General features: G+C 68.3%; 22 protein-coding genes. 15 read left to right on the top strand and 7 right to left on the bottom strand.

Translation table 11 applies throughout. The features are described 5' to 3' along the window. Positions 1–69: 69 nt before the first annotated feature. Positions 70–993 (bottom strand): carbon-nitrogen hydrolase family protein, encoded by a 924-nt coding sequence (locus ACPTTF_RS03360; RefSeq protein ID WP_423370262.1) that lies wholly within the window; start codon positions 991–993, stop codon positions 70–72. Between the two features lie 80 nt (positions 994–1,073). On the opposite strand from ACPTTF_RS03360, the gene ACPTTF_RS03355 reads away from it, so the two are divergent. Beyond that, positions 1,074–1,994, top strand: a complete 921-nt coding sequence (locus tag ACPTTF_RS03355) for a LysR family transcriptional regulator (protein WP_423370261.1) — start codon at positions 1,074–1,076, stop codon at positions 1,992–1,994. A gap of 88 nt (positions 1,995–2,082) precedes the next feature. Here the strand turns inward: ACPTTF_RS03355 and ACPTTF_RS03350 are convergent, their stop codons facing one another. From ACPTTF_RS03350 to ACPTTF_RS03340, 3 genes are read right to left on the bottom strand one after another with little or no spacing between them, the layout of a single operon-like run. Further along, positions 2,083–3,537 (bottom strand): NAD(P)(+) transhydrogenase (Re/Si-specific) subunit beta, encoded by a 1,455-nt coding sequence (locus tag ACPTTF_RS03350; protein WP_423370260.1) that lies wholly within the window; start codon positions 3,535–3,537, stop codon positions 2,083–2,085. Further along, the gene (locus tag ACPTTF_RS03345; protein ID WP_208102235.1) at positions 3,534–3,851 is read right to left on the bottom strand and encodes an NAD(P) transhydrogenase subunit alpha; all 318 of its coding nucleotides are present in this window, start codon (positions 3,849–3,851) and stop codon (positions 3,534–3,536) included. Before ACPTTF_RS03345 ends, ACPTTF_RS03350 begins: the two co-directional genes overlap by 4 nt. A gap of 18 nt (positions 3,852–3,869) precedes the next feature. Then, positions 3,870–5,009 carry a Re/Si-specific NAD(P)(+) transhydrogenase subunit alpha gene (locus ACPTTF_RS03340; RefSeq protein WP_423370259.1) on the bottom strand — a complete coding sequence of 380 codons (1,140 nt, stop codon included), beginning with the start codon at positions 5,007–5,009 and terminating at the stop codon, positions 3,870–3,872. A gap of 276 nt (positions 5,010–5,285) precedes the next feature. On the opposite strand from ACPTTF_RS03340, the gene ACPTTF_RS03335 reads away from it, so the two are divergent. Further along, the gene (locus tag ACPTTF_RS03335; RefSeq protein ID WP_423370258.1) at positions 5,286–5,795 is read left to right on the top strand and encodes an NUDIX hydrolase; all 510 of its coding nucleotides are present in this window, start codon (positions 5,286–5,288) and stop codon (positions 5,793–5,795) included. Beyond that, entirely contained in the window at positions 5,792–6,940 is a 1,149-nt protein-coding gene (gene mnmA, locus ACPTTF_RS03330) for a tRNA 2-thiouridine(34) synthase MnmA (protein WP_423370257.1), read from the top strand. Before ACPTTF_RS03335 ends, mnmA begins: the two co-directional genes overlap by 4 nt. Before the next feature lie 65 nt (positions 6,941–7,005). Here mnmA and ACPTTF_RS03325 read toward each other — a convergent pair whose 3' ends face one another. Then, on the bottom strand, positions 7,006–7,380 hold the full coding sequence (locus ACPTTF_RS03325; protein ID WP_423370256.1) for a winged helix-turn-helix transcriptional regulator: 375 nt from the start codon (positions 7,378–7,380) through the stop codon (positions 7,006–7,008). A 74-nt stretch (positions 7,381–7,454) separates the two neighbouring features. Between ACPTTF_RS03325 and ACPTTF_RS03320 the strand changes: the two genes are divergently transcribed. Both ACPTTF_RS03320 and ACPTTF_RS03315 read left to right on the top strand, forming a co-directional pair. Then, positions 7,455–8,225: an NAD(P)H-dependent oxidoreductase gene (locus ACPTTF_RS03320; protein ID WP_423370255.1), complete on the top strand. Its 771-nt coding sequence runs from the start codon at positions 7,455–7,457 to the stop codon at positions 8,223–8,225. A gap of 191 nt (positions 8,226–8,416) precedes the next feature. Beyond that, a complete protein-coding gene (locus tag ACPTTF_RS03315; RefSeq protein ID WP_166964763.1) occupies positions 8,417–10,036 on the top strand; it encodes an FMN-binding glutamate synthase family protein in 1,620 nt (539 codons plus the stop codon). 108 nt (positions 10,037–10,144) lie between these two features. On the opposite strand, the gene ACPTTF_RS03310 is transcribed toward ACPTTF_RS03315, so the two are convergent. After that, positions 10,145–10,756 (bottom strand): glutathione S-transferase family protein, encoded by a 612-nt coding sequence (locus tag ACPTTF_RS03310; RefSeq protein ID WP_166964995.1) that lies wholly within the window; start codon positions 10,754–10,756, stop codon positions 10,145–10,147. A gap of 186 nt (positions 10,757–10,942) precedes the next feature. On the opposite strand from ACPTTF_RS03310, the gene ACPTTF_RS03305 reads away from it, so the two are divergent. The 10 genes from ACPTTF_RS03305 (at position 10,943) to ACPTTF_RS03260 (ending at position 21,465) form a co-directional block, all read left to right on the top strand. Beyond that, the gene (locus tag ACPTTF_RS03305; RefSeq protein ID WP_423370254.1) at positions 10,943–12,328 is read left to right on the top strand and encodes an aminopeptidase P N-terminal domain-containing protein; all 1,386 of its coding nucleotides are present in this window, start codon (positions 10,943–10,945) and stop codon (positions 12,326–12,328) included. Between the two features lie 40 nt (positions 12,329–12,368). After that, positions 12,369–13,556, top strand: a complete 1,188-nt coding sequence (locus ACPTTF_RS03300) for a UbiH/UbiF/VisC/COQ6 family ubiquinone biosynthesis hydroxylase (RefSeq protein ID WP_423370253.1) — start codon at positions 12,369–12,371, stop codon at positions 13,554–13,556. A 124-nt stretch (positions 13,557–13,680) separates the two neighbouring features. Continuing rightward, on the top strand, positions 13,681–14,748 hold the full coding sequence (dusB, locus tag ACPTTF_RS03295) for a tRNA dihydrouridine synthase DusB (protein ID WP_166964768.1): 1,068 nt from the start codon (positions 13,681–13,683) through the stop codon (positions 14,746–14,748). Continuing rightward, the gene (locus ACPTTF_RS03290; RefSeq protein ID WP_006476892.1) at positions 14,745–14,978 is read left to right on the top strand and encodes a Fis family transcriptional regulator; all 234 of its coding nucleotides are present in this window, start codon (positions 14,745–14,747) and stop codon (positions 14,976–14,978) included. The genes dusB and ACPTTF_RS03290 overlap by 4 nt, the downstream gene beginning before the upstream one ends. A gap of 44 nt (positions 14,979–15,022) precedes the next feature. After that, on the top strand, positions 15,023–16,588 hold the full coding sequence (gene purH, locus ACPTTF_RS03285; RefSeq protein WP_423370252.1) for a bifunctional phosphoribosylaminoimidazolecarboxamide formyltransferase/IMP cyclohydrolase: 1,566 nt from the start codon (positions 15,023–15,025) through the stop codon (positions 16,586–16,588). 151 nt (positions 16,589–16,739) lie between these two features. After that, positions 16,740–17,282, top strand: coding sequence for a crossover junction endodeoxyribonuclease RuvC (ruvC, locus tag ACPTTF_RS03280; protein ID WP_085041738.1), 543 nt, complete (start codon positions 16,740–16,742; stop codon positions 17,280–17,282). A gap of 164 nt (positions 17,283–17,446) precedes the next feature. After that, positions 17,447–18,028: a Holliday junction branch migration protein RuvA gene (gene ruvA / locus ACPTTF_RS03275; protein ID WP_014898064.1), complete on the top strand. Its 582-nt coding sequence runs from the start codon at positions 17,447–17,449 to the stop codon at positions 18,026–18,028. Between the two features lie 108 nt (positions 18,029–18,136). Continuing rightward, positions 18,137–19,207: a Holliday junction branch migration DNA helicase RuvB gene (ruvB, locus tag ACPTTF_RS03270; protein ID WP_423370251.1), complete on the top strand. Its 1,071-nt coding sequence runs from the start codon at positions 18,137–18,139 to the stop codon at positions 19,205–19,207. 24 nt (positions 19,208–19,231) lie between these two features. After that, complete coding sequence (locus ACPTTF_RS03265) at positions 19,232–20,185, top strand: oxygenase MpaB family protein (protein ID WP_423370250.1); 954 nt, start codon at positions 19,232–19,234, stop codon at positions 20,183–20,185. Positions 20,186–20,337: 152 nt separating this feature from the next. Then, complete coding sequence (locus ACPTTF_RS03260; RefSeq protein ID WP_423370249.1) at positions 20,338–21,465, top strand: ParB/Srx family N-terminal domain-containing protein; 1,128 nt, start codon at positions 20,338–20,340, stop codon at positions 21,463–21,465. A 67-nt stretch (positions 21,466–21,532) separates the two neighbouring features. Here the strand turns inward: ACPTTF_RS03260 and ACPTTF_RS03255 are convergent, their stop codons facing one another. After that, a complete protein-coding gene (locus ACPTTF_RS03255) occupies positions 21,533–22,195 on the bottom strand; it encodes a histidine phosphatase family protein (RefSeq protein ID WP_423370248.1) in 663 nt (220 codons plus the stop codon). Positions 22,196–22,210: the final 15 nt, after the last annotated feature.

The following is a 22,210-nucleotide window of genomic DNA, read 5'->3' as shown; positions in this document are numbered from 1 at the left end:
GCACCGCGCGCGGCACGCCGTCGCCGATCACGTTCCGGGCCGCCGTGCGGCGCCCGGCCCTGCCTTTCCCTACGCGCCGAACACCACCGTCCGCTTCGGCCGCTCGTCGACGTGCAGCGAGAACACGTCGGGTCGCGCGTAATGCCCGACCACGTCGAAGTCGTAGCGCGCCCGCACGAGTTCGTCGGTATCGATACGCGCGGTCACGAGCCCGGCCGTGCCGATCAGCGGCTCCGTCAGCAGGTCGCCGAGCGGCCCGACGATCACGCTGCCGCCACGGATCAGCGGCCGCTCCGGATCCCAGCCCGGCACCTCGATGCCGAGCGCGCGCGGCGACGGCTGAACCTGGCACGCGCTGACGACGAAGCAGCGCCCCTCGTGCGCGATATGCCGCATCGAACTCTGCCAGACATCGCGCTCGTCGACGGTCGGCGCGCACCAGATCTGCACGCCCTTCGCGTACATCGCGCAACGCAGCAGCGGCATGTGATTCTCCCAGCAGATCGCGGCACCCGCGCGGCCCGCGGCCGTATCGACGACAGGCAGCGTCGAGCCGTCACCCTGGCCCCAGATCAGCCGCTCGGTGCCGGTCGGCATCAGCTTGCGGTGCTTCGCGACGAGCCCGTCGCGTGGATCGAAGAACAGCGCCGTGCAGTACAGCGTGCTGCCGCCGCGCTCGATCACGCCGACCACGAGGCTCGCGCCCGTGCGCTGCGACAGCGCGGCCAGCTCGTCGGTTTCCGGCCCCGGCACGTCGATCGCCTGCGCGGCGTAGCGCGCATACGCGTCGCGCCCTTCGGGCAGCCGGTAGCCGAGCCGCGTGCCGAAGATCTCGCCTTTCGGATAGCCGCCGAGCACGGCCTCGGGCAGCACGACGAGCGACGCGCCGCTGTCGCGGATCGCGGTTTCGTAGCCGAGGATCGTGTCGAGCGTGGCGCGCGTGCCGGCGGGCGATGCGCCGATCTGCAGCGCGGCGATGACTGACGTGGACATGAAGGCGTCTCCGGTGAATGGGGTAACGCCATCTTTATCGATATGATGTCATCGATCAAATCGATAGAACGATAAGTGTCATGAATGCGGATGATATCGCCAGCCTCGACCTGAACCTGCTGAAAGTGTTCGAGGCGCTGTACGAGGAAGGCGGCGCGAGCCGGGCGGCGCTGCGGCTCGGCCTCACGCAGTCGGCGGTGAGCGCGGCGCTCGCGCGGCTGCGCGTGATCTATGCCGATCCGCTGTTCGTGCGCACCGGCCGCGGGCTCGCGCCGACGCCGCGTGCGGACGAACTGAAACCGATCCTGTCCGACGCGCTCGACCGTTGCCGCGAAAGCCTCGCGATCGCGGCCGACGGCGGCGACCGCATCGGCCGCACGATCTCGATCGGGCTGTCGGACGACTTCGAGATCGCGCTCGGCCGCGCGCTGATCGACGCCGTCGCGCGGGAGGCCGCCGGCATCCGGCTGATCTTCCGGCAGACCCACAGCGGCATCGCCGGCGACGCGCTGCTGCGCCACGGCGTCGACCTTGCGATCGCATCGGGCGGCTTCTCGGCGAACGGACTCAGCCGGCGCGCAATTGCGACGGGCGGCTATGCGTGCCTGATCGACCCGGCCGCACGCCCACGGCCGCCGCGCACGCTCACGCTCGCCGATTTCCTGCGGCGCGACCACCTGCTCGTGTCGTCGGGCGGCGTGATCGGGATCGTCGACGAGGCGCTGGCCACGCTCGGCCACAAGCGGCGCGTCGCGGCGTCGACCACGCATTTCGCCGCGTTGCCGTACCTGCTCGCCGGCTCCGACGCGGTGGCGACGATTCCCGCGCACGCGGCGCGCGCGATCGCGCACTCCACCCCGCTGCGCGCGCTCGCCTGCCCGGTCGACTTGCCGCACTACCCGGTCGAAATCGGCTGGCGCACGAGCACGCAGCGCGACCCGGCGATCGTGCGCGTGCGCGACACGATCGCCGCGTGCATCGCGAACCTCGTCGCGCCATGAAAATGGCCCGGCCGGCTTGCGCCGGTCGGGCCTGCGCGGTAAGGCTGCCCGCGATTCGAAACAGGCAGCCACGTAGCCGGCGCGTGCGTCAGTCGACCGCCTTCACCATGTCCTCGATGACCTTCTTCGCATCGCCGAACACCATCATCGTCTTGTCCATGTAGAACAGGTCGTTGTCGAGGCCCGCGTAGCCGGCCGCCATCGAGCGCTTGTTGACGATCACCGTGCGCGCCTTGTACGCCTCGATGATCGGCATCCCCGCGATCGGCGATGCCGGGTCGTTCTTCGCGGCCGGGTTCACGACATCGTTCGCACCGAGCACGAGCACGACGTCGACCTGGCCGAATGCGCCGTTGATGTCGTCCATCTCGAATACGATCTCGTAGGGCACTTCCGCTTCCGCGAGCAGCACGTTCATGTGGCCCGGCATCCGCCCCGCGACAGGATGGATCGCATACTTCACGTCGATGCCCTTTTCGAGCAGCTTGTCGGTCAACTCCTTCAGCGCGTGCTGCGCACGGGCGACGGCCAACCCATAACCCGGCACGATCACGACCGTTTCCGCGTTGCCGAGCATGAACGCCGCGTCTTCGGCCGAGCCCGATTTCACCGGCCGCTGCTCCTTCGCACCTGCTGCGCCGCCCGCCGCCGCCTCGCCGCCGAAGCCGCCGAGGATCACGTTGAAGAACGAACGGTTCATCGCGTGGCACATGATGTACGACAGGATCGCGCCCGACGAGCCGACCAGCGAGCCCGCGATGATCAGCATCGCGTTGTTCAGCGAGAAGCCGATGCCGGCCGCTGCCCACCCCGAGTACGAGTTCAGCATCGATACGACCACCGGCATGTCCGCGCCGCCGATCGGGATGATGATCAGCACACCGAGCGCGAACGCGATCGCCGTCATGACGATGAACGGCAGCCACGACTGCGTGATGAAGAACAGGATGCCGAAGCCGAGCATCGCGAGCGCGAGCATCAGGTTGAGCAGGTGCTGGCCCGCATACACCACCGGGGCGCCCTGGAACAGCCGGAACGTGTACTTGCCCGACAGCTTGCCGAACGCGATCACCGAACCGGAGAACGTGATCGCACCGACGAACGTGCCGATGAACAGCTCGACGCGGTTGCCGTACGGGATGAAGTTCGCCGCGACGGCATCCTGCGGCACGAGCCCGAACGCTTCCGGCTCCGATACCACCGCGTACGCGATGCACACGGCCGCGAGACCGATCAGCGAGTGCATCGCCGCGACGAGCTCCGGCATCTTCGTCATCTCGACGCGCGCGGCGACGAACGCCCCTACGCCGCCGCCGACGATCAGCGCACCGAGCACCAGCGCGAGGCCGAGCGGCAGGTTCGCGTCGAGCCACGCCGCCTGCTTGACGATCAGCGCGATCGTCGTGAGGATCGCGATGGCCATCCCGGCCATCCCGAACAGGTTGCCGCGCCGCGCGTTCTTCGGGTTCGACAGGCCCTTCAGCGCCTGGATGAAGCACACCGACGCGACGAGGTACAGCAGCGTGACGACGTTCATGCTCATCGCGCGCCCTCCTTCGCCGGCTTCGGCGCCTTCTTGCGAAACATCTCGAGCATGCGCCTCGTCACGAGGAAGCCGCCGAACACGTTGACGGCCGCGAGCGCGACCGCGAGCGTCCCGAACACCTTGCCGGCCGTGCCGACGGTAAGCGCCGCCGCGAGCATCGCGCCGACGATCACGATCGCCGAGATCGCGTTGGTTACGGCCATCAGCGGCGTATGCAGCGCCGGCGTGACGTTCCACACCACGTGGTAACCGACGTACACCGCCAGCACGAAGATGATCACGTCGATCACCGTGTGATTGATGACTTCCATGGTCGCCTCCTCCCCCGGTTACTTGCGCGCGACTTCGCCGTCGCGGCACAAGAGCGTCGCGGCGACGATGTCGTCGGTCAGGTCGATGTTCAGCGTGCCTTCCTTCGTGACGATCAGCTTCATGAAGTCGAGCAGGTTGCGCGCATACAGCGCCGACGCGTCCGACGCGACCATCGCCGCGAGATTCGTGTAGCCGGCGATCGTCACGCCGTGGTGCACGATCACCTGGTCAGCGACCGTCAGCGGGCAGTTGCCGCTCTTGCGACCGTCGAATTCCGGGCCGCGTCCGGCCGCGAGATCGACCAGCACCGAGCCCGGCTTCATCGATTGCACGGTTTCGACCGAGATCAACGTCGGCGCCGGACGCCCGGGAATCAGCGCGGTGGTGATCACGATGTCGGCCTGCCTCGCGCGCTCGTGCACGAGCGCGGCCTGGCGGCCGAGCCACGACGGCGGCATCGGGCGCGCGTAACCGCCGACACCCTGCGCAGCCTCGCGCTCTGCGTCGGTTTCGTACGGGACGTCGAGGAATTTCGCGCCGAGCGACTCGATCTGCTCCTTCACGGCCGGCCGCACGTCGGACGCCTCGATCACCGCACCGAGGCGCTTCGCGGTCGCGATCGCCTGCAGGCCCGCGACGCCCGCGCCGAGAATCAGCACGCGCGCGGCCTTCACGGTGCCCGCGGCCGTCATCAGCATCGGAAAGAAGCGCGGATACAGCGCCGCGGCAACCAGCACGGCCTTGTAGCCCGCGATGTTCGCCTGCGACGACAGCACGTCGAGACTCTGCGCGCGCGTCGTGCGCGGCACGGCTTCGAGCGCGAAACCGGTCACGCCGGCCGTGGCGAGCTTCGCCGCCTGCTCGCCGTTGAACGGGTCGAGCATGCCGACCAGCACGGCGCCGCGCTTGAGCAACGGCAGCTCGGCGTCGGTGGGCGCCTGGACCTTCAGCACGATGTCGACGTCGAAAGCGGCCGACTGGCCGGTCAGTTCGGCACCGGCGGCCGCATAGGCTTCGTCGGGATAACTGGCTGCGATGCCGGCCCCTTTCGCGATACTGACCCGATGCCCGGCCGCCGCGTATTTCTTCACGGTTTCCGGCGTCGCGGCCACACGCGCCTCGTTCGCCCGCGTTTCGGCAGGCACGCCAATGTGCATCGCCAGTCCCTCCAGTCGTCGCCGGTATGTCGTTTCTTGCGATTTCTGCTGCGCAACGAGCCGGGCAGGCAGACGACCGGCTCACGAGCAACGGCATTCACGTTTCACTTTAGGCGAAAGCGACGGTCGCGCCAGCCTTTGCGCACGATCGTGCGAGATCGAGGCGTCAGCCCGGCCGGCGTTGCCGCGCATCGGCGGGACGGACGATTACGAGGGTCGGATTCGTCTGACCGAACGCCCGGCAGCGTTCGGGCGCAACCGGTAAAATGCCGAACCATGAAACCCGAAATCTGGACCCCGCATGTGACGGTCGCGGCGCTCGTCGAGCATGCCGGCCGCTTTCTCGTGATCGAGGAAGAAACCTCGTCGGGCCTGCGCATCAACCAGCCGGCAGGCCATCTCGAAGCCGGCGAAACGCTGGCCGACGCCGTGATTCGAGAGACGCTCGAGGAAACCGCGCACCCGTTCACGCCCGACGCGCTGGTCGGCGTCTATCTGGCGCACTACGACCGTCCCGGCACCGCCGGCGCGACCTACCTGCGCTTCACGTTCTGCGGCACGGCCGGCGAGCCGATCGCGGGCCACGCGCTCGACGACGGCATCGTCCGCACGCTGTGGATGACCGCCGACGAACTGCGCGCGTGCAGCGAGCGCCATCGCTCGCCCGCGGTGATGCGCTGCGTCGACGATTACCTCGCCGGGCGGCGCATTCCGCTCGATTTCGTGCACACGCATTCGGTCGCGCCGCGCCCCGAAGCACTCGAACGTCAGGCGGTCAACAAATGAGCAAGCGCCGTGTAGTGGTAGGCATGTCGGGCGGCGTCGATTCGTCGGTGACCGCGTGGCTGCTGAAGGAACAGGGTTACGACGTGGTCGGCCTGTTCATGAAGAACTGGGAAGACGACGACGACGGCGAGTACTGCTCGACGCGCCAGGACTGGATCGACGTCGTGTCGGTGGCCGACCTGATCGGCATCGACGTGGAAGCCGTCAACTTCGCCGCGGAATACAAGGATCGCGTGTTCGCCGAATTCCTGCGCGAATACTCGGCCGGCCGCACGCCGAACCCCGACGTGCTGTGCAACGCCGAAATCAAGTTCAAGGCGTTCCTCGATCACGCGATGTCGCTCGACGCGGAAATGATCGCGACGGGCCACTATGCGCGCGTGCGCGAGCGTGACGGACGTTTCGAGCTGCTGAAGGCCTTCGATCATACGAAAGACCAGTCGTATTTCCTGCACCGGCTGAACCAGGCGCAACTGTCGAAGACGATGTTCCCGCTCGGCGAGATCCCGAAGACCAAGGTGCGCGAGATCGCCGCGCAGATCGGGCTGCCGAACGCGAAGAAGAAGGATTCGACCGGCATCTGCTTCATCGGTGAACGGCCGTTCCGCGATTTCCTGAACCGCTATCTGCCGACCAAACCCGGCCCGATGAAGACGCCGGACGGCAAAGTCGTCGGCGAGCACATCGGCCTCGCGTTCTACACGTTCGGCCAGCGCAAGGGCATCGGCCTCGGCGGCAGCAAGAGCGGCAGCGGCGAGCCGTGGTTCGTCGCCGCGAAGGACATCGCGTCGAACACGCTGTACGTCGTGCAGGGCCACGATCATCCGTGGCTGCTGGCGCGCGAGCTCGTCGCCGGCAACGTGAGCTGGGTCGCCGGCGAGCCGCCGGCCGAAGGCTTCGCGTGCGGCGCGAAGACGCGCTACCGGCAGGCCGACGCCGCATGCGCATTCGGTGCCGCCTCACCCGGCCCGGCAGGCGAAGCGCGCTTCTCGCTCGCGTTCGACGACGCGCAGTGGGCGGTCACGCCCGGCCAGTCGGCCGTGCTGTACGACGGCGAGATCTGTCTCGGCGGCGGCATCATCGAAAGCGCGACGACCGGCGACCGGCAGGCGCTCGACGTGCCGGCGCTCGCGGCCGCACGCTAACGCGCTGCCGGTGCCGCGCGAGCGGCGCCGGCCGAAAGCGGCCGCGCCCGCGGCCGCCCGCCTTTTCAACGCATCTGCTGCACGGCCGCATCGTAGCGCTCGCGCGCCGCGTCGAGCACGGGGAAATGCCGCTCGGCCCACCGATCGAGCGCCACGAGCGTGTCCACCAGCGATTCCGCCACCGGCGTCAGCCGGTACTCGACATGCGCGCGCCGCGCGACGATCGCGATGCGCTCGATCAGCCCGTTGCGCTCCAGCTCGCGCAGTGTCTGCGTGAGCACCTTCTGCGAAATGCCGCCGATGCGCCGCAGCAGCTCGCCGTTGCGCAGCGGCCGCCCGGCCAGCGCCGGCAGGATCAGCAGCGTCCATTTGCCGGCGATCAGCGCGAGCGCGTCGCGCGCCGAACAGTCCGCCGCGTAGACGTCGCCGGGAAAAGCCATGGTTACCTCCGGGTGCGTGATTGCGCGGCCCCGCTGCCGCCGGCCATCATCGTCGCATACTCACGGAGCCCGCCATGCATGCGCTGATCGTCGTCGCCCATCCCGAACCGCAGTCGTTCAACGCAGCACTCTCCCATGCGGCGGCCGACGCATGGGAGAGTGCCGGCCATACCGCAACCATCGCGGACCTTTACGCCGACGCGTTCGACCCGAGCGAGGCGCCGCGCCATTACGCAGACCGGCTCGACACGACGCGTTTCGACGCGCAACGCGAGCAGCGCCACCACTGGGAACGCGGCACGCTCGCACCGGAGGTCGGGCATCACGTCGGGCTGCTGCAGCGGGCCGACGCGCTGATCCTGCAGTTCCCGCTGTGGTGGTTCGGCGCGCCGGCGATCCTGAAGGGCTGGATGGATCGCGTGTTCGTCTACGGCGGCCTCTACAGCAGCCGCCGGCGCCATGACAGCGGCGTGCTGCACGGGCGCCGCGCGCTGCTGAGCGTGACGACCGGATCGTCGGCTGACGCCTGCGCGCCCAACGGCCGCGAGGGCGACACGCGCCTGCTGCTGTGGCCGCTCATGTACGCGCTGCGCTACGTCGGCTTCGACGTGCTCGAACCGCACCTGATCCACGAGGTCCGTGGCGATCTGGCCGGCGACGCCGCACGGCACCGCGATGCGCGCCTCGCGCAAGCGCTCGCGGACTACCGCGCGCGACTGCGCGCCTGGCACACGTGGCCGCGGGTGCCGTTCAACCGCGACACGGACTTCGAAGCCGGCGTCACGCTGAAGCCCGACGCGCCCGCGTACGGCCCGTTCATCCGCCACGCCGGCACCGGACACTGAGCGCAAACTCGGCAACGCGAGCTTCACTGGACCCGTAGTAGACTCTCGACCATCGTGGGCGCCGGCGGCGGCCAGGCACGGCTCGGGCACCCCGCCCGCCGGCCCGGCGCGACGTAGCGGGCGCCGACCTGCCGGCCGCCGCGCGACCGCTCGCGAGCGGTGGCCATCCAGATAATTACGACGGAGTCCCCATGTTTTCCCGACGCTATCTCGCGATGTGGTGCGCGGTCGTGCTGTTCGTGGCCGTCGCGGCGCTCGCCGCGCGGCACACGATCGCGTGGCTGTGGATCCTGATTCCCGCCGCCCTCGTCGCACTCGGCCTGTACGACCTGAAGCAGGACCGCCACGCAATCCTGCGCAACTACCCGCTCTGGGGCCACTTCCGCTTCCTGTTCGAATTCATCCGACCTGAAATCCGCCAGTATTTCGTCGAGGACGACACCGACGAGAAGCCGTTCTCGCGCGCACAGCGCAGCCTCGTTTACCAGCGCGCGAAGAACGTCGCGGACAACCGCCCGTACGGCACCGAGCTGAACGTGAAGGCCGTCGCGCACGAATGGATCAGCCACTCGCTCGCGCCGACGAAGCTGCCGAACCACGATTTCCGCGTTCGCGTCGGCGCGAATCGCGCGCAACCGTACGACATTTCGATCTTCAACATCTCGGCGATGAGCTTCGGTTCACTGTCCGCGAACGCGATCCGCTCGCTGAACCTCGGTGCGAAGAAAGGCGGTTTCGCGCACGACACGGGCGAAGGCTCGCTGTCGAAGTACCACCGCGAGAACGGCGGCGACATCATCTGGGAAATCGCGTCCGGCTACTTCGGCTGCCGCAACGACGACGGTACCTTCAACCCCGACAAGTTCGCGAAGCAGGCCGCCGATCCTCAGGTCAAGATGATCGAGGTCAAGCTGTCGCAGGGGGCGAAGCCCGGCCACGGCGGCGTGCTGCCGGCCGCGAAGATCACGCCGGAAATCGCCGAGACGCGCGGTGTGCCGATGGGCAAGGATTGCATCTCGCCCGCGACGCACTCGGAATTCTCGACCCCGCGCGGGCTGCTCGAATTCGTCGAACGGCTGCGCACGCTGTCGGGCGGCAAGCCGACCGGCTTCAAGCTGTGCGTCGGCCATCCGTGGGAATTCTTTGGGATCGCGAAGGCGATGCTCGAGACCGGCATCGTGCCGGACTTCATCGTCGTCGACGGCGCGGAAGGCGGCACGGGCGCCGCGCCGCTCGAATTCACCGACCACGTCGGCGTGCCGCTGCAGGAAGGACTGCTGCTCGTGCACAACACGCTCGTGGGAATCGGCGTGCGCGATCGCGTGAAGATCGGCGCGAGCGGCAAGATCATCACCGCGTTCGACGTCGCCCGCACGCTCGCGATCGGCGCGGACTGGGTGAACTCGGCGCGCGGCTTCATGTTCGCGGTCGGCTGCATCCAGGCGCAGACCTGCCACACGGGCCGCTGCCCGACCGGCGTCGCGACGCAGGACCCGGTGCGCCAGCGCGCGCTCGTCGTGCCCGACAAGGCCGACCGCGTGTACAACTTCCACCGCAACACGCTGCACGCGCTGCAGGAGCTCGTGCAGGCGGCCGGCCTCGCGCATCCGTCGGAGCTGCGCGCGCATCACATCGTGCAGCGCATCGCGCCGCACGAGGTCCGGCTGATGTCGCAGTTGCTGAAGTACCTGAAGCCCGGCGCGCTGCTCGACGGCAACACCTGCGGCTTTACGCTGTACGACAAGTGGTGGCCGATTGCGCGCAGCGATTCGTTCACGCTGGGCGAGGCCGTGTACGCGTCGATCGAATGAAGCGAGCGCCCCCGCCGCGGGGCGGCCCGGCAAAAAGAAAAGCGCCCCGCGGGGCGCTTTTCTTTTGTCTGCCGAATGCGTAAATGCGTGTATGCGGCGTGGTGCGGCTCAGTTCTGCGGCAGCGTGTCGGCAAACGACGGCCGCTGCAGCAGCTTCACGAAGTGCTTGTCGAGGTTCGGGTGACGATCGCGCCAGTTGAGCTCGGGCATCCGGAAGTCGAGATAGCCGAGCGCGCAGCCGAGTGCGATGTCGGCGAGCGTGTAATGATTACCGACGCACCACGTCTTGCCGCCGAGCCCCTGCGACATCGCGACGAGAGCGTCGTCGATCTTGCGCTGCTGGCGCGCGATCCAGCTCGCGCTGCGCTGCGCTTCGTCACGCAGTGTGTATTCGAGACGAATCGCCACGGCCGCGTCGAGCACGCCGTCGCCCAGCGCTTCCCAGCAGCGTACTTCGACGCGCTCGCGCCCCGACGGCGGAATCAGTTTGCCGACCGGCGACAGCGTATCGACGTATTCACAGATCACGCGGGAATCGAACACCGCGGCACCATCCTCCATCACGAGGCACGGGACCTTGCCGAGCGGATTCGATGCATGAATATCCGTCTCCGGCGCCCACACGTTCTCGAGCTCCAGCTTGTAGTCGATCTTCTTTTCAGCAAGCACGATCCGCGCCTTGCGGACGTACGGGCTGCCGAGCGAACCGATTAATTTCATCATCTGCCTTTTTTGGGGAACCGCCGAGAGTATACGTTGTCGCCGATCATAACCGGCCAGCATCGCGTGATAGAAAATCGCCCGGCCGGCCTGTGGATGGTTTGCAACAGCCTCCGCGTGGGCCTCCCGGCGCGGCTTCCCGCCCCTCTCTCACGCGCGGCGTCCCGCGGCGCTACAATCGCACGAATGAACGCGCCCCTCGATACCGCCATCGCCGTCGACGTCTACCGCCAGCGCCGTGAACGCGTGCTTGCCGCACTGCGTGCCGCGGGCGGCGGCGTCGCCATCGTTCCCACCGCGCCGGAACTGCTGCGCAACCGCGATACGACGTACCCGTACCGGTTCGACAGCTACTTCCACTACCTGACGGGCTTCACCGAGCCGGATGCCGTGCTCGTGCTGAACGCGGCCGCGCCGCACGGCGCGCCGGAGTCGATCCTGTTCTGCCGCGGCAAGAATGCCGACCGCGAGATCTGGGAAGGCTTCCATTACGGGCCCGAAGCCGCGCGCGACGCGTTCGGCTTCGACGCGGCATTCGCGGTCGACGTGATCGATACCGAGATGCCGCGCCTGCTCGCCGACTCCGGCACCGTGCACTACCGGTTCGGCGCATCGGCCGACTTCGAGCGCCAGCTCGCGGGCTGGATCGACGCGGTGCGCGCGCTGGCGCGCACGGGCGTCGCCGCGCCGGACGCGATGCTCGACCTCACGCCGCTCGTCGACGACATGCGGCTCGTGAAGGACGAGCACGAACTGGCGATCATGATGCGCGCCGCGCACATTTCCGCGCTCGCACACCGCCGCGCGATGCAGGCGTGCCGCCCCGGCATCCGCGAATACGAACTCGAGGCCGAGCTGCTGTATGTATTCCGCAAGCACGGCGCGCAATCGCCCGCGTACGGCTCGATCGTCGCGGCCGGCGCGAATGCGTGCGTGCTGCACTACCCGGCCGGCAACGCAACCGCGAAGGACGGCGACCTGATCCTGATCGACGCCGCGTGCGAACTCGACGGCTACGCGTCGGACATCACGCGCACGTTCCCGGCCAACGGGCGCTTCTCGCCCGCGCAGCGCACGCTGTACGACATCGTGCTCGCCGCCCAGCAGGCCGCGATCGATGCGACGCGCGCCGGCGTGCCGTTCGAGGCGCCGCACGACGCCGCCGTGCGCGTGCTCGCGCAGGGGCTGCTCGACACCGGCATCATCCCGAAAACGCGCTTCTCGAACGTCGACGACGTGATCGCCGAGCGTGCGTACACGCGCTTCTACATGCACCGTACCGGCCACTGGATCGGCATGGACGTGCACGATTGCGGCGACTACCGCGAACGGCTCGCCGAGCGCGACGGCAACGGCGCGCTGCCGTGGCGCACGCTGAAGGCCGGCATGACGCTGACGGTCGAACCCGGCCTGTATGTGCGCGCAGCCGACGACGTGCCGCCCGAGTACTGGAACATCGGCATACGTATCGAGGACGACGCGATCGTGCGCGAGCAGGGCTGCGAGCTGATCACGCGCGGCGTGCCCGTCGCGGCCGACGAGATCGAAGCGCTGATGCGCTCGCTCGCATGACCGGCTGCCGCCGACCGTTACCTCCGTTTCACGAATCAAGATGACGACCGCTTCCTCCCCGGCCACGCCGGACTACGACCTCGCCATCGTCGGCGCGGGCCCCGTCGGGCTCGCGATCGCCGGCTGGCTCGCGCGCCGCAGCGCCACGCAACACGCATCGATCGCGCTGATCGATGCGTGTGAACCGGCCGCGAGCGCAAACGATCCGCGTGCGATCGCCGTATCGCACGGCAGCCGCGTGTTGCTCGACACACTCGCGTGGCCCGCCGACGCGACACCGATCGAACATATCCACGTATCGCAGCGCGGCCATTTCGGCCGCACACTGATCGACCGCGACGAGCACGACGTCGCCGCGCTCGGCTATGTCGTCCGCTACGGCTCGCTCGTGCAGGCGCTCGCGGGCGCCGTGCGCGGCACCCGCGTCGACTGGCTCACGTCGACCACCTCGCGCGCGCCGCAGCAGGATGCCGACGGCGTCACGCTGACACTCGATGGTCCGCAAGGCGAACGCACGCTGCGCGCACGCGTCGTCATCAATGCCGAAGGCGGGCTGTTCCACGAACAGCAGGACGATGCGGCCAAGCATCGCCGCGACTACGGACAGACCGCGCTCGTCGGCACGGTCACGGTATCGGCGCCTCGCCCGAACGTCGCATGGGAACGCTTCACGCACGAAGGCCCGCTCGCACTGCTGCCGCTCGGCGGGCCGCGCCAGGCCGAGTACGCGCTCGTCTGGTGCTGCACGCCCGACGAAGCGGCGCGCCGCGCCGCGCTGCCGGACGACGCGTTCCTGCGCGAGCTCGGCAGCGCGTTCGGCGAACGCATGGGCGACTTCGTCGCGATCGCGGGCCGCGCGTCTTTCCCGCTCGGCCTGAATGCCGCGCAGACGCTCGTCAACGGTCGCGTCGCGATCGTCGGCAATGCCGCGCAAACCCTGCACCCCGTCGCGGGCCAGGGGCTCAACCTCGGGCTGCGCGATGCGCACACGCTCGTCGACACGCTGTCCGCGCAAGGCTTCGAAGCGACCGCGCTCGCCACCTTCAACGCGCGCCGCGCACTCGACCGGCGCTTCACGATCGGCGCGACCGACACGCTGGCACGCCTCTTCACGATCGACTCGGGCCCGCTCCCGCTGCTGCGCGGCGCCGCGCTCACCGCGCTCGAGTTCGTTCCACCGCTCAAGAAGGCGATCGCGCGCCAGATGATGTTCGGCCAGCGCAACTGACGCGCGGCGCGCACAGTCGCGCCGCTCAAACCGGGTCAAATCGGCGGGGCATGGGAATACGGTAAAATGCGCGTTTCCGTCTGCCCTTTCCCTGCCCGCGCCCGTCGCGGGCGGTGCCATTGCGATGCCCGTTATCGGCCCTCACGTATTGCGTAACAACCTGTTCGTCGCCCCGATGGCCGGCGTGACGGATCGACCGTTCCGCCAGCTCTGCAAGCGGATGGGGGCCGGTTACGCCGTGTCCGAGATGGTCGCGTCCAACGCGCAGCTGTGGAAAAGCGCGAAGACGATGCGGCGCGCGAACCACGAAGGCGAGGTGGAGCCGATCGCGGTCCAGATCGCGGGCGCCGATCCGGCGATGATGGCCGAAGCGGCCCGCTACAACGTCGACAACGGCGCGCAGATCATCGACATCAACATGGGCTGCCCGGCGAAGAAGGTCTGCAACGTCGCGGCCGGCTCCGCGCTGCTGCAGAACGAGCCGCTCGTGCAGCGCATCGTCGAGGCGGTGGTCGCGGCGGTCGGCACGGGGCCCGATGCGGTGCCCGTCACGCTGAAGATCCGCACGGGCTGGGATCGCGAGCACAAGAACGCGATCACGGTCGCGCGCCTGGCCGAAGCCGCCGGCATTTCGATGCTCACCGTGCACGGCCGCACGCGCGCCGACCTGTACCGCGGCGACGCCGAATACGAAACCATCGCGGCCGTGAAGGCGGCGGTGCGGATTCCGGTGGTCGCGAACGGCGACATCACGTCGCCCGCGAAGGCGAAGGCCGTGCTCGACGCAACCGGCGCCGATGCACTGATGATCGGTCGTGCCGCGCAAGGTCGGCCGTGGCTGTTCCGCGAAATCGATCATTTCCTGCAAACCGGCGAGCTGCTGCCCCCGCCGTTGATCGACGAGATCCAGCACGTGATGAACGAACACCTGGAAGACCACTACGCCTTCTATGGTGAATTCACGGGAGTCCGTACTGCGCGCAAGCACATCGGCTGGTACACTCGCGGCCTTTCCGGTGCCAACGGGTTCCGGCACAGGATGAACACGCTCGATTCCTCCCGCGAGCAGCTCGCCGCCGTCAATGCATTCTTCGAGGCGCAAAAGGCGCTGTCGGACCACCTCGTCTACGTCGATGACGAAGAGGAAAACGGCCAGGGCGAGTCGGACGACCATAACCAGTTAGCAGCATGAGCAAGCACAACATCGAACAATGTGTCCGCGAGAGCCTGGACGTGTATTTCCGGGATCTAGACGGCTCCAATCCGCACGACGTCTATGAAATGGTGATGTCCTGCGTCGAAAAGCCGATGCTCGAGGTCGTGCTCGTACAGGCAGGCGGCAACCAGTCGCTCGCCGCGGAGTACCTCGGCATCAATCGCAATACGCTGCGCAAGAAGCTGCAGCAGCACGGCCTGCTGTAGGCGGCCGTCCCGTCCCCGTTTCCCTGGCTATTGGTGGTTCCATCATGATCAAGCAAGCGCTCATTTCCGTTTCCGACAAGACCGGCATCGTCGACTTCGCGAAGTCGCTGTCCGACCTCGGCGTCAAGCTGCTGTCGACGGGCGGCACCGCGAAACTGCTCGCCGACGCCGGCCTGCCCGTTACCGAAGTGGCCGATTACACGGGCTTCCCGGAAATGCTCGATGGGCGCGTGAAGACGCTCCACCCGAAGGTGCACGGCGGCATCCTGGCCCGCCGCGACCTGCCCGAGCACATGCAGGCGCTGGAACAGCACGGCATCCCGACGATCGACCTGCTCGTCGTGAACCTGTACCCGTTCGTCGCGACGATCGCGAAGGACGACTGCACGCTCGCCGACGCGATCGAGAACATCGACATCGGCGGCCCAACGATGCTGCGCTCGGCCGCGAAGAACCACCGCGACGTGACGGTGGTCGTCGATCCGGCCGACTACGCGGTCGTGCTCGATGAAATGAAGGCGAACGGCAATGCGGTGGGTTACGCGACCAACTTCCGCCTCGCGACGAAGGTGTTCGCACACACCGCGCAATACGACGGCGCGATCACGAACTACCTGACGAGCCTGACCGACGAGCTGAAGCACGCATCGCGCAGCGCGTACCCGGCCACGCTGAACATGGCGTTCGACAAGGTGCAGGACCTGCGCTACGGCGAGAACCCGCACCAGAGCGCTGCGTTCTACCGCGACCTCGCGACGCCGGCCGGCGCGCTGGCGAACTACCGCCAGCTGCAGGGCAAGGAACTGTCGTACAACAACATCGCGGATTCCGACGCGGCATGGGAATGCGTGAAGACGTTCGACGCCCCGGCCTGCGTGATCATCAAGCATGCGAACCCGTGCGGTGTCGCGGTCGGCAACGATTCGGCCGACGCGTACGCGAAGGCGTTCCAGACGGATCCGACGTCGGCCTTCGGCGGCATCATCGCGTTCAACCGCGAAGTCGACGAAGCGGCCGCGCAAGCGGTGGCGAAGCAGTTCGTCGAAGTGCTGATCGCACCGTCGTTCTCCGACGCCGCGAAGCAGGTGTTCGCCGCGAAGCAGAACGTGCGCCTGCTCGAGATCGCACTGGGCGACGGCCATAACGCATTCGACCTGAAGCGCGTGGGCGGCGGCCTGCTCGTGCAATCGCTCGATTCGAAGAACGTGCAGCCGAGCGAGCTGCGCGTCGTCACGAAGCGCCAGCCGACCGCGAAGGAAATGGACGACCTGCTGTTCGCGTGGCGCGTCGCGAAGTACGTGAAGTCGAACGCGATCGTGTTCTGCGGCAACGGCATGACGCTCGGCGTCGGCGCAGGCCAGATGAGCCGCGTCGATTCCGCGCGCATCGCGAGCATCAAGGCGCAGAACGCGGGCCTCACGCTGGCCGGTTCGGCCGTCGCGTCGGATGCGTTCTTCCCGTTCCGTGACGGCCTCGACGTCGTCGTGGCAGCCGGCGCGACCTGCGTGATCCATCCGGGCGGCTCGATGCGCGACGACGAAGTGATCGCGGCAGCCGACGAGCACGGCATCGCGATGATCCTGACGGGCGTGCGCCACTTCCGTCACTGATCGCATGCGGCCCGCGCGGCCGCGGCACGACAACCCGGCGGCGTCGCACCCGCCGGGTTTTTTATTGCGCGACGCCCTCGTACGCGACCGTGCGGCCGGCGCACCGCACCATTCGTTGTAGTATCGCTGCATCAGGTTTCTCTCCTCACTCATGCGAATTCTCGGCATCGACCCCGGCCTGCGCGTCACCGGCTTCGGCATCATCGACGTCAGCGGCCACCGGCTCGCCTATGTCGCGAGCGGCGTGATCCGCACGCCGACCGCCGACCTGGCCACCCGGCTCGGCACGATCTTCCAGGGCGTCTCGACCATCGTGCGCGAGCACGCACCCGATCAGGCCGCGATCGAAAAGGTATTCGTCAACGTGAACCCGCAGTCGACGCTGCTGCTCGGCCAGGCGCGCGGCGCCGCGATCTGCGGCCTCGTCGCGGGCGGCCTGCCCGTCGCCGAATACACGGCGCTGCAGCTCAAGCAGGCGGTGGTCGGCTACGGCCGCGCGACCAAGACGCAGATGCAGGAAATGGTCACGCGGCTGCTCAATCTCTCCGGCCAACCGGGCTCCGACGCGGCGGACGCGCTCGGCATGGCGATCTGCCACGCGCACGGCGGCAACACGCTCAGCACGCTCGGCGGCCTCGCGCCCGCGCTCGCGAAGAAAGGGCTGCGCGTGCGGCGCGGGCGGCTGGTCGGCTGACACCGCGCGTGCCGGTGTGCGGTGCACCGCATCGGGCGTGTTGACCGATTCGACCGCACGCGGCATACCCACCACACCCATTGCCCCGGCCTGACGGCCGATCCCGTCGGCATTGCGCCGCACGTGCGCTACACTCGCGCTTTATTCCTCGCATCCCGTCCTCCATGATCGGTCGCATCGCCGGCATCCTGCTCGAAAAGAACCCGCCTCACCTGCTCGTCGACTGCAACGGCGTCGGCTACGAAATCGACGTGCCGATGAGCACCTTCTACAACCTGCCGCAAACGGGTGAACGCGTCGTGCTGCTCACGCAGCAGATCGTCCGCGAGGACGCGCACCTGCTGTACGGCTTCCTCACGCCGCAGGAGCGCACGACCTTCCGCGAGCTGCTGAAGATCACCGGCATCGGTGCGCGCATGGCGCTCGCCGTGCTGTCCGGCATGAGCGTGCAGGAACTCGCGCAGGCCGTGACGATGCAGGACGCCGCGCGCCTCACGCGCCTGCCCGGCATCGGCAAGAAGACAGCCGAACGCCTGCTGCTCGAACTGAAGGGCAAACTCGGCGCCGATCTCGGTGCGCTCGCCGGCGCCGCGTCGCCGTCCGACCACGCGACCGACATCCTCAACGCGCTGCTTGCGCTCGGCTATTCCGAAAAGGAAGGCCTTGCCGCGATCAAGAACGTGCCGGCCGGCACCGGTGTATCCGAAGGCATCAAGCTCGCGCTGAAGGCGTTGTCGAAGGTGTAACGCGCGTTCAATCCGGCTGTTGAAACCAGTGTCGCGCGGCGCCGCACCGCGCGCCAGTCGGCCGTTCGGCCAGGTGGGCCGGAACGCGTCGCGCGGTACAATGGCCGCATGATTGAAACCGACAAACTCGCCACCGAGCAGCGGATCATCGCCGCCACGCCCACCTCGTCGCACGAGGAGGTGTTCGAACGTGCGCTGCGGCCGCGCCAGCTCGACGACTACGTCGGCCAGGAAAAGGTGCGCGGCCAGCTCGAGATCTTCATCGAAGCCGCCAAGCGCCGCTCCGAACCGCTCGACCACGTGCTGCTGTTCGGGCCGCCGGGCCTCGGCAAGACGACACTCGCGCACATCATCGCGCGGGAGATGGGCGTGAACCTGCGCCAGACGTCGGGCCCCGTGCTCGAGCGCGCGGGCGATCTCGCCGCGCTGCTGACGAACCTCGAGGCGAACGACGTGCTGTTCATCGACGAAATTCATCGGCTGTCGCCGGTCGTCGAGGAAATCCTGTATCCGGCACTCGAGGATTACCAGATCGACATCATGATCGGCGAAGGCCCGGCCGCGCGCAGCGTGAAGCTCGACCTGCAGCCGTTCACGCTGGTCGGCGCCACCACCCGCGCCGGGATGCTGACCAACCCGCTGCGCGATCGTTTCGGGATCGTCGCGCGCCTGGAGTTCTACGACGCCGAGCAGTTGTCGCGCATCGTGCGGCGCTCGGCGTCGTTGCTGAACGCGCAGATCGATCCGAACGGTGCGCTGGAAATCGCGAAGCGCGCGCGCGGCACGCCGCGGATTGCAAACCGGCTGCTGCGCCGCGTGCGCGACTTCGCGGAAGTGAAGGCCGATGGCCAGATCACCGCGGCCGTCGCCGATGCCGCGCTCGCGATGCTCGACGTCGATCCGGTCGGCTTCGACCTGATGGACCGCAAGCTGCTCGAGGCGATCCTGTACAAGTTCGACGGCGGCCCGGTCGGTATCGACAACCTCGCGGCGGCGATCGGCGAAGAGCGCGACACGATCGAGGACGTACTCGAACCGTACCTGATCCAGCAGGGCTTCCTGCAGCGCACGCCGCGCGGGCGCGTCGCGACGCTGCTCACGTATCGCCACTTCGGGCTTTCCGTGCCCGACACCGGCCGCCCCGAACGCGGCGAGTGGGATACCCCCGACGGGAAGTAACCCGTCGCCCGAGCCGCACCCGCCATGACGACGCCGCCCAGCCGCCACCCCGCCGCACCCGCACCGGGCCCGCGCTGGGCCGAGCCGATCCGCAAGCGGCTCGTGGCCGGCGTCACGCACCTGACGGCCGGCGGCGGCGGCCCGTCGCTCGACCTCTCCTCTCCGCCGGGAGACCCGGGGCTGTTCGGCCCCGACGCCGTCTGCTGGCGCGTGCATGCCGACTTCACGTCGATGATGACGGGCGGCATCGCCGCGCTGCTGCTGCAGGCGCTCCATCCGCTCGCCCTCGCGGGCGTCTGGGATCACTCGTCGTTTCGCACCGACATCCTGGGCCGCTTGCGGCGCACCGCCACGTTCATCACCGGTACGACGTTCGGTAGTCGCGCGGACGCGCTCGCGCTGATCGAGCGCGTGAAATCGATCCACGCGCACATATCGGGCACCGCGCCGGACGGCCGGCCGTACCGCGCCGACGATCCGGCGTTGCTGACCTGGGTGCATGTCGCGGAAGTGTCGAGTTTCCTCGCCGCGCATCTGCGCTACGTGAATCCGGCCCTGCCGGGCGAGTTGCAGGACCGCTACTACGCCGAAACGGCACTGGTCGCCGAACTGCTCGGCGCACACGAGGTTCCCCGTTCGCGTGCCGAGGTGGCCGCGTATCTCGCGCGCATGCAGCCCGAACTCGAGGCCGGGCCGCGTACGTTCGACGTGATGTCCATCCTGCTGAACGTGCCGGTCGCGAAGCCCGCGCTGCGGCCGGCCGCGTCGCTGGTGATGCATGCCGGGATCGACCTGCTGCCCCCGTGGGCGCAGCGCATGCTCGGCGTGTCGGCGTTCGCGCCGCTGCGACGCGCGGTGGTCCGGCCCGGAATATGGGTCGTCGCACCCGTGCTGCGCTGGGCGCTCGTAAACGGCGCGTCAAAGCGTGCGCGCCGCCGCGCCACGGCGACACCACCCGACGGCACCCCGCCAGCCTGACGATCCGCTTCCTCTTATCATTTCAATTTACTGTCAAATACCTGTGACAAGCTGACGGGCTTGCACCCGCGCACGGTCGCATGCGCCGTACGTCCCGCCTGCCCGTGACCCGCGCGGTGTCCCGCCAACCCGACCGACACCCGATGCCCGCGATGCCACGCCTGCCGATCCGTTTTGCCCTTGCCGCCAGCCTGTCCGCCGTCTTCGCCCTCAGCGCCTGCGGAGGCGACGATGTCGCCGCCGTCGCGCGTTCGGACGCGCAAACGCCGTCCGGCGGCACCCCGACCACGCCTGCCCCGACGCCGCCCGCCACCGTCACGCCGCAACCGGGCAAGTGGAAGGCCGCCCGTGCGGGCGACCTGATCGACGTGACGCTCGGCGACCTCCATCCGACGCAAGGTGCAATCGGCTATGACCAGATCTACTACAAGCTCGGCCGCTACGAACTGCAGCCCGACAAGAAATTCGACGACTTCTGCGCGGACGAAGGCCTGGGCGGCGTCGCGTCGGGCGGTTACACGGCCAAGTCGGTGCTGCGCGAGCCCGCGAGCTACGCGTGCACGACGACCGACGCGAACGCCCGCGACCGCTCGGTGCTGAACCCGGTCGTGATCGGCCCGAACGGCGATGCGCTGTACCTGACCGACGGCCACCACGGCCTGTCGACCTACTACGAGACCCCCGACGGCGGCCCGGCGCTGCACGTGCACGTCGTCGTCAAGGACAACCTCAGCGACTACTCGGGCGACGCGTTCTGGCAACAGATGCAGAACCGCGGTTATCTGCGCCTCAAGAACGGTGAAGGCAAGCCGATCACGAGCGCCCAACTGCCGACCGGGCTCGGCCTGAAACTCGGGATGACGAACGACCGCTACCGCTCGCTCGTCTATTTCACGCGTGACATCGCCTACAGCAAGCCCGCACAAGCCACCGACTACCTCGAGTTCTACTGGGCCGACTGGCTGCGCGCGCAACCGGGCACGTTCTCGCTGGCCGGCTATGACCTGACGCGCGCCGGCGCAACCGACCCCGATCCGGCGAAGGCCGACACGGGCTATCTGAATGCGGTCTGGAACGCATCGACGCGCATGGTCGCGGCCACGGACCCCGTGATCGACGGCAAGACGGGCGCCGACCTCGGGCGCGCGGACGCGATCAACGGCGGGAAGAAATACAACAAGGGGGAATTCGACAAGCTGCGCCAGCCGATCGCGGCGGACAAGCCCGGCAAGATCGCGTACGCGCTCGACTACAAGACGCGCCACGCGCTGCCGCAGTAAGCAGCCAGCACCGCACCGGAACGCAGGAAGGGAGCCCGGCCGGCCATGCCGGACGGGGCCCGCTGGCTCAGAGCACCTTTCGGTACCCGTCGTCGTCGCTTGCGGCATCCAGGTGCGACACGTCGGCCCACTGCACGACCTGCGCGCGGCCATCCACGTAGTCGACGACGTTGATGCTCGTGTTGAGCAGTTGATAATTGCGCGGCGCCGAGAGTTCGATGCCGTTCGCAAACCGGTACACGCTGTCGAGCACGCCGCCGTGCGCGACACACGCGATCCGGCCGCCCGGGTGCGCGGCCACGATCGGCTCGAGCGCATGCAGCACGCGATGATAGAACTCACGCTGAGACTCGCCGCCTTCCGGCGCGAAGCCCGGATCGCGCGTCTGCCACACCGCGTATGCGTCCGGAAACAGCGCCTCGATCTCGGTGCTGTCGTGCCCCTGGAATGCGCCGTACGAGCGTTCGCGCAGCCCTTCCCGCAGCAGCAGCGGCAACCCGAGCGCATCGGCGAAGGGCTGCGCGGTCTGTTGCGCGCGCATCAGGTCGCTCGAATAGACCGCGTCGATCCGCGCACCGTCACGCGCGTCGCGTACGAGCCGCGCAGCCAGCTTTTGCGCCTGCGCGAGCCCCGTGTCGGCCAGCGGAATGTCGATATGACCCTGGATGCGCTTGATGCGATTCCAGGCCGTCTCGCCATGGCGGATGAAAAGAATCTGCGTGGCGGCCATCGCGGCGCGTCTCCG

It is taken from the genome of Burkholderia crassaminum, from assembly GCF_964265005.1.
In the GTDB taxonomy this organism is placed as follows: domain Bacteria; phylum Pseudomonadota; class Gammaproteobacteria; order Burkholderiales; family Burkholderiaceae; genus Burkholderia.
The sequence above is the reverse complement of the archived record's forward strand: the minus strand, read 5'-3'. Positions and strand labels throughout refer to the sequence as shown.